The 6565-nt window shown below is 71.2% G+C and carries 8 protein-coding genes; 4 read left to right on the forward strand and 4 right to left on the reverse strand.

From position 1 onward, the window contains the following. Positions 1 to 122 precede the first annotated feature (122 nt). The 4 genes from dapB to QMX80_RS17715 all read right to left on the reverse strand — a co-directional run bounded on the left by dapB (position 123) and on the right by QMX80_RS17715 (position 3387). The gene (gene dapB / locus QMX80_RS17700; protein WP_082443820.1) at positions 123 to 851 is read right to left on the reverse strand and encodes a 4-hydroxy-tetrahydrodipicolinate reductase; all 729 of its coding nucleotides are present in this window, start codon (positions 849 to 851) and stop codon (positions 123 to 125) included. Between the two features lie 174 nt (positions 852 to 1025). Further along, a complete protein-coding gene (locus QMX80_RS17705) occupies positions 1026 to 1280 on the reverse strand; it encodes a DUF6587 family protein (protein ID WP_055773146.1) in 255 nt (84 codons plus the stop codon). After that, a complete protein-coding gene (locus QMX80_RS17710; RefSeq protein ID WP_273081653.1) occupies positions 1280 to 3145 on the reverse strand; it encodes a ferrous iron transporter B in 1866 nt (621 codons plus the stop codon). The genes QMX80_RS17705 and QMX80_RS17710 overlap by 1 nt, the downstream gene beginning before the upstream one ends. Further along, on the reverse strand, positions 3142 to 3387 hold the full coding sequence (locus QMX80_RS17715; protein WP_282278489.1) for a FeoA family protein: 246 nt from the start codon (positions 3385 to 3387) through the stop codon (positions 3142 to 3144). Before QMX80_RS17715 ends, QMX80_RS17710 begins: the two co-directional genes overlap by 4 nt. A gap of 120 nt (positions 3388 to 3507) precedes the next feature. Between QMX80_RS17715 and QMX80_RS17720 the strand changes: the two genes are divergently transcribed. From QMX80_RS17720 to QMX80_RS17735, 4 genes are all read left to right on the forward strand, one after another. Continuing rightward, positions 3508 to 4305: an enoyl-CoA hydratase-related protein gene (locus QMX80_RS17720; RefSeq protein ID WP_282278491.1), complete on the forward strand. Its 798-nt coding sequence runs from the start codon at positions 3508 to 3510 to the stop codon at positions 4303 to 4305. Then, the gene (locus QMX80_RS17725; RefSeq protein ID WP_282278493.1) at positions 4302 to 5195 is read left to right on the forward strand and encodes a hydroxymethylglutaryl-CoA lyase; all 894 of its coding nucleotides are present in this window, start codon (positions 4302 to 4304) and stop codon (positions 5193 to 5195) included. The genes QMX80_RS17720 and QMX80_RS17725 overlap by 4 nt, the downstream gene beginning before the upstream one ends. Before the next feature lie 26 nt (positions 5196 to 5221). Beyond that, the gene (locus QMX80_RS17730) at positions 5222 to 5638 is read left to right on the forward strand and encodes a DUF4189 domain-containing protein (RefSeq protein WP_282278494.1); all 417 of its coding nucleotides are present in this window, start codon (positions 5222 to 5224) and stop codon (positions 5636 to 5638) included. A gap of 74 nt (positions 5639 to 5712) precedes the next feature. Then, positions 5713 to 6483 carry an SDR family NAD(P)-dependent oxidoreductase gene (locus tag QMX80_RS17735; RefSeq protein WP_055773126.1) on the forward strand — a complete coding sequence of 257 codons (771 nt, stop codon included), beginning with the start codon at positions 5713 to 5715 and terminating at the stop codon, positions 6481 to 6483. The last annotated feature ends 82 nt before the right edge of the window (positions 6484 to 6565 follow it).

Below are 6565 nucleotides of genomic sequence, written 5' to 3' on the forward strand. Positions count from 1 at the left end.
CGGTGTGAAACGGGGCCGGCTGACGTGATTCGGCGAGCGGTAATTGTAATGGCATGGGCGCCATCGGCGCCAGCGCCGCGTAGGCCGCCGGCAACCCGCCCTGCCCTCCGGCCGGCGCCTGTTCAGCCGGCGCCGGCAGCCACCAGGTCGCGCACCGAATAGCGCCCGGGCGCCCGTCCGTGCAGCTGCCGCGCCACATGCAGGGCGCCGCGGGCGAAGATGTCGCGGTTGGTGGCGCGGTGGAACAGCTCCACCCGCTCGCCCAGCCCGGTGAACTGGACCTGGTGCTCGCCGATGATGTCGCCGGCGCGCAGGCTGGCGTAATGCGGCTCGGCCCCGCCGTGGCGGGCCGACTCGCCCAGGGTCAGGGCGGTGCCGGAAGGTGCGTCCTTCTTGTGCACGTGGTGCGACTCGACGATGTCGCAGTCCCAGCCAGGCAGGCTGGCCGCGGCGCGCTCCACCAGTTCGGCCAGCACCGCCACGCCGAGACTGAAATTGGTCGCCCAGGTCAACGCGATCCGCGGCGCCGCGGCGGCCAGCGCCGCCTGCTGCGCCGCGTCGATCCCGGTGGTGCCGGAAACGAACGCCGCGCCGCGCGCCACGCACAGCGCCAGCACCGGGTCGAAGCCTTCCGGCAGGCTGAAATCGATGGCCACGTCGAAGGCCGGCGCACCGGACAGTTCGCTGGCGGCGAAGTGCGGCACGCCGTCGATCACGCGCTGCGCCGGCGCCTTGCGCACCACCGCGGCAACCACCTGCAGCGAAGCGTCTTCTGCCGCCAGCCGCAGCAGGGCCTGGCCCATGCGACCGGAAGCGCCATGGATCAGCAACCGTGTGGGAGTCTCGTTCATGGCCTGCAAACTACCGCCTTGGAGTGACCGGAGACAAGCATCGGCCGCACGGCAGGGAGCGCCGCCGGATACGCCTCTCCTGCTGGAAACGGCTGCCGGCGCGACGCGCGTCGCGACCTTGCCCGCCCCGGCGATGCCGGCAGCGTCCTGCGCCGCTCCTGCTGGCAGGCCGCGTCAGTGCTGCCTGGGCGGCGTCGGCCCGCAGCCATCGCAGCCGCCGCAGGCGCTGTCGCCTCCGGACGCGGCCGGCGCCAGGCGGCGCCCCAGCGCCTGCAGCCGCGGCGAACGCTGCGGCTTCACCAGCCACAACGCCAGCGCCCCGCGCAGGCGCCGCACGACGCCGGGAAACTGCTTCTTCAGCACCACCCACGCACTGACCAGCAAGGCCAGGGCGATGATCGCGTACTGCAGCAGCAGCCCCCGGTCCATCAGCCCGCCCCCAGCGCCACGGCGACCTGGTAAGTCACCAGCGAGGCCAGCCAGGCCGCGGCGAACAGGTAGACCGTGGCGAACGTCATCTGCTTCCACGAGTTGGTCTCGCGCTTGATCGTGGCCAGCGTCGAGATGCACATCGGCGCGTAGATGTACCAGACCAGCAGCGACAAGGCGGTGGCCAGCGACCAGCCGTCGCTGATCAGCGGGGTCAGGGCCTGCGCGGCGGCATCGTCATCGGCCGCCGACAGCGCATACACCGTGGCCAGCGAGGCCACCGCCACCTCGCGCGCGGCCAGGCCCGGGATCAGCGCGATGCAGATCTGCCAGTTGAAGCCCAGCGGCGCGAAGAACACCGCCATCGCGTGGCCGATGCGGCCGGCGAAGCTGTAGTCGATGGCCGGCAGGGTGGCGTCGGCCGGCGCCGCCGGGAACGACAGCAGGAACCACAGCAGGATGGTCAGCGCCAGGATGATGCCGCCCACGCGCTTGAGGAAGATCATGCCGCGCTCGTACAGCCCGACCGCGAGATCCCGCGCATGCGGCAGGCGGTAGGACGGCAGTTCCAGCAGCAGCGGGTGCTCGCCCTTGTCGCGGCGGAACTTCTTCATCGTCCACGACATCGCCAGCGCGCTCAGGATGCCCGCCGCATACAGCCCGAACAGCACCAGTCCCTGCTGGTTGAACAGGCCCCACACCGTCTTCTGCGGGATGAACGCGCCGATCAGCAGCGCATATACCGGCAACCGCGCCGAACAGGTCATCAGCGGCGCGACCAGGATCGTCGCCAGCCGGTCGCGGGGGTCCTGGATGCTGCGCGTGGACATGATGCCCGGCACCGCGCAGGCGAAGCTGGACAGCAGCGGGATGAACGAGCGCCCGGACAGGCCGGCCGCGGCCATCATCCGGTCCAGCAGGAAGGCCGCGCGCGGTAGATAGCCCGACTCCTCCAGCGCAAGGATGAAGAAGAACAGGATCAGGATCTGCGGCAGGAACACCACCACGCTGCCGACGCCGGCGATGATGCCGTCCACCAGCAGGCTGCTCAGCGGCCCTTCGGGCAGGGTCGAGCCGACCAGCGCGCCGAGCCAGGCGAAGCCGGCCTCGATGCCATCCATCAGCGGCGTGGCCCAGGCGTAGACCGCCTGGAAGATCAGGAACATCACCACCGCCAGGGTCAGCAGACCGAACACCGGGTGCAGCAGCCAGCGGTCCAGCGCATCGTCGATCTTCGCCGTGCGCGTGGGCATGCGCACCGCAGTGGCGAGGATGTCGCGGACCTGGGCGTGATGGTCGGCGGCCGGCACGGCTTCCGGCGGCGCCATCGACGCCAGCTGCGGCATCATCGCATCGATGCGCGCGACCAGTTCGCTGGCGCCGTTGCGGCGTACCGCCACGGTCTCCACCACCGGCACGCCCAGCGCCTGTTCCAGCGCCGCCACGTCGATCTCGATGCCGCGCCGGCGCGCGGCGTCGACCATGTTCAACGCCACGATCATCGGCTTGCCGAGTTCGCGCACTTCCAGCGCGAAACGCAGGTGCAGGCGCAGGTTGGTGGCGTCGATCACGCACACCAGCGCATCGGGCGCGGCTTCGCCGGGATAGAAGCCACGGCACAGGTCGCGGGTGATGGCCTCGTCCAGGCTCGCCGGCTGCAGGCTGTAGGCGCCGGGCAGGTCCAGCACCGCGTATTCGCGCCCGGACGGCCCGCGCATGCGCCCTTCCTTGCGCTCGACGGTGACGCCGGCGTAGTTGGCCACCTTCTGCCGGCTGCCGGTCAGCTGGTTGAACAGCGCGGTCTTGCCGCAGTTCGGGTTGCCCACCAGGGCCAGCCGCGACACGGCGGTGGTCGCTGCGCTCATGCCGATGCCTCCTTCGTGATCCGCACGCGGGCGGCCTCGCTGCGCCGCAGCGCGAAGCGGGTGAAGCCGACCTGTACCAGCAGCGGCTCGCCGCCGACGGGCCCGCGCGCGACCACGCGCACGTCCTCGCCACCGACGAACCCCAGTTCCCTCAAGCGCCGGGCGATCGCATCATTGGCATGCAGGTCCTGCACCGCCTCCACCTGCGCGGGTGCATGCAGCGGCAAATCTGACAACGTCACTGAATGGCGCCTTTGAATGAGTTGATAAGAATGGTTATCAATTCTAGCACCGCCGCGCCGCGTCTTGCTGCCCTGGGCGCTCCGCTATGATTCCGTGCACCCAAGCACGCATGGAATCCGATGAGTGATGCACTGCTCGTTCGCCACGACAAGGCCGTGGCGACGCTCCACCTGAACCGTCCCGAGCTGCACAACGCGTTCGACGCCGGGCTGATCGCCGCCCTCACCGCCACGCTGGAAGCCCTCGGCGCCGACCCGTCGGTGCGCGCGGTGGTGCTGGCCGGGCATGGCCCCTCGTTCTCGGCCGGTGCCGACCTGCAGTGGATGCGGGCCATGGCCGGCGCCTCGCAGGAGGAGAACCGGCAGGACGCGCTGGCCCTGGCCCGGCTGATGCGCACCCTGGACGAACTGCCCAAGCCGACCATCGCCCGCGTGCATGGCGCCAGTTTCGGCGGCGGCGTCGGCCTGGTGGCCTGCTGCGACATCGCCATCGCCGCCGAGGACGTCCGTTTCGGCCTGACCGAGAGCCGCCTGGGCCTGCTGCCGGCGGTGATCTCGCCCTATGTCATCGCCGCCATCGGCCCGCGCCAGGCACGGCGCTGGTTCGCCACCGGCGAGCATTTCGACGCCGCCACCGCGCTGCGCATCGGCCTGGTGCACCAGATGGTCGCCGCCGACGCGCTCAACGCCGCCGTGCAGGCGCAGCTGGACCTGATCGGCAAGGCCGGCCCGGTCGCCGCGGCTTCGGCCAAGGTGCTGGTGCGCGAAGTTCACGCCGCCAACGGCGAGCGCGATGCGCTCGACCGCGCCAACGCCGGGCTGATCGCCGCGTTGCGCGCCTCGGACGAAGGCCGCGAAGGCCTCTCGGCCTTCCTCGAGAAGCGCCCGCCGCGCTGGGTCGCGGGGGAAACGCGATGAGCGATTTCGTCCGCATCGTCGAGGTCGGCCCGCGCGACGGCCTGCAGAACGAGAAGCAGCAGGTCGCCACCGCCGACAAGATCGCGTTGATCGACCGCCTGTCGGCCACCGGCCTGCGCACCATCGAGGCCACCAGCTTCGTCAGCCCGAAGTGGGTGCCGCAGCTGGCCGACGCCGCCGGGGTCATGGCCGGCATCCAGCGCCGCCCCGGCATCGCCTATCCGGTGCTGGTCCCCAACGAACAGGGCTACGCGCGCGCGCTGGCGGCCGGTGCGCGGGAAGTGGCGGTGTTCACCGCCGCCTCCGAGCAGTTCAACCGCACCAATACCAATGCCGGCATCGACGAATCGCTGCAGCGCTTCGCACCGGTGCTGGCCCGGGCGCAGGCCGACGGCATCCCCGTGCGCGGCTATGTGTCCACCGTGCTCGGCTGCCCCTACCAGGGCGAAGTGCCGCTGGCCGACGTGGTGCGCGTGGCCCGCGCGCTGCACGCCATGGGCTGCCACGAGATCTCGCTGGGCGACACCATCGGCGTCGGCACGCCGCTGAAGGCGCGCGCGATGCTGCGGGCGGTGGCCGCGGAGGTACCGCTGGCGGCGCTGGCGGTGCACTTCCACGATACCTACGGGCAGGCGCTGGCCAACATCGCCACCTGCCTGGAGGACGGCGTGCGCGTGGTCGATTCGGCCGTGGCCGGCACCGGCGGCTGCCCGTATGCGCGCGGCGCCAGCGGCAACGTCGCCAGCGAGGACGTGGTCTACATGCTGCACGGCATGGGCATGGAGACCGGCATCGACCTGCCGGCGCTGGCCGACACCGGGCGCTGGCTGGCCGGGGTGCTGGGCCGCGACAACGGCAGCAAGGCCGGCAAGGCCATGGCCCCCCATTGATCGACCCACCGAAAGGATTCCCCTGCATGATCCGCACCGCTCTCGTCATCGCCGCCCTGCTCCCGGCAGGCCACGCCCTCGCCGCCTCGGCGGTGGCTTTCTCCGATTCCGGCGCCTACGGCTACGCCTACAACCACCCCTCCGCCAGCCTCGCCCTGCAGGCCGCCCTGGGCCATTGCGCGCGTCGTTCCGCCAATTGCACCGAAGTGGCCAGCACCTCGGCCGAGGCCGGGTATTCGGCCATCGCCAGCGGCAGCGCCGCTTTCGGCCATGCGCTGGGCGAAAGCGACGAGCGCGCCGCGATCGACAAGGCCCTGGCCATGTGCCGGCGCACGGCCGACGACTGCCGGCTCGAGTTCCTGTGGCGGGAAAGGCAGGCACCCGCCCTCCTGCGCGTGCCCTCGCACCCACCGATGCCGGTCCCCGCGCCCCGGCAGTACTGAACGCCCCGCCGTCCCCTGTGGGGACGGCGGCATCGGCTAGAATCACCGGCCAACCCCTTGCAGGTAGCGTCCCGATGCAGCTGTCTTCCGTCCGCGCCGTCGTCACCGGCGGCGTTTCCGGCCTCGGCCTGGCCGTGGCCCGGCACCTGGTCGCCAACGGCGGCAAGGTCGCCCTGTTCGATCTCAACGAGGAGAAGGGCAGCGCAGCGGTCGCCGAACTGGGCACGGACAAGGCCCGCTACTTCACCACCAACGTCACCGACGAAGCCGGCGTGGCCGCCAACCTGGCCGCCGCGCGCGAGTTCCTGGGCGGGCTGAACGTGGTGATGAACTGCGCCGGCATCCTCGGCGCCGGCCGCGTGCTCGGCCGCGAGGCGCCGATGCCGCTGTCCAACTTCCAGGCCACGGTGATGGTCAACCTGGTCGGCAGCTTCAACGTGGCCAAGGCCGCCGCCGACCTGATGCAGCACAACGAAGCCGGCAGCGACGGCGAGCGCGGCGTGATCATCAACACCGCCTCGGTTGCCGCCTACGAAGGCCAGATCGGCCAGGCCGCCTACTCCGCCTCCAAGGGCGGCGTGGTCGGCATGACCCTGCCGATGGCGCGCGAGCTGTCGCGCTTCGGCATCCGCGTGATGACCATCGCGCCGGGCGTGTTCTGGACGCCGATGGTGGACGGCATGCCGGCCAGCGTGCAGGAATCGCTGGCCGCCTCGATCCCGTTCCCGTCGCGCCTGGGCCAGCCGGACGACTTCGCCGCGCTGGTCGGCCACATCATCGGCAATACCTACCTCAACGGCGAGACCATCCGCCTGGACGGCGCCGTGCGCCTGGCGCCCAAGTGATCCACACCGCGGGCGCCCCCCAGGCGCCCGCGTGAATTAATCCCTTACCCCGATCTCTTATACACCACTCCGCGCCCCCCCG

Origin of the sequence: Stenotrophomonas sp. PS02297 (assembly GCF_029959705.1) — a bacterium.
GTDB lineage: Bacteria > Pseudomonadota > Gammaproteobacteria > Xanthomonadales > Xanthomonadaceae > Stenotrophomonas > Stenotrophomonas nitritireducens.

Coding starts and splice junctions, on each gene's coding strand:
- dapB (WP_082443820.1), bottom strand. CDS start 851: ATGAACGAGACTCCCACACGGTTGCTGATCCATGGCGCTTCCGGTCGC.
- QMX80_RS17705 (WP_055773146.1), bottom strand. CDS start 1,280: ATGGACCGGGGGCTGCTGCTGCAGTACGCGATCATCGCCCTGGCCTTG.
- QMX80_RS17710 (WP_273081653.1), bottom strand. CDS start 3,145: ATGAGCGCAGCGACCACCGCCGTGTCGCGGCTGGCCCTGGTGGGCAAC.
- QMX80_RS17720 (WP_282278491.1), top strand. CDS start 3,508: ATGAGTGATGCACTGCTCGTTCGCCACGACAAGGCCGTGGCGACGCTC.
- QMX80_RS17725 (WP_282278493.1), top strand. CDS start 4,302: ATGAGCGATTTCGTCCGCATCGTCGAGGTCGGCCCGCGCGACGGCCTG.
- QMX80_RS17730 (WP_282278494.1), top strand. CDS start 5,222: ATGATCCGCACCGCTCTCGTCATCGCCGCCCTGCTCCCGGCAGGCCAC.
- QMX80_RS17735 (WP_055773126.1), top strand. CDS start 5,713: ATGCAGCTGTCTTCCGTCCGCGCCGTCGTCACCGGCGGCGTTTCCGGC.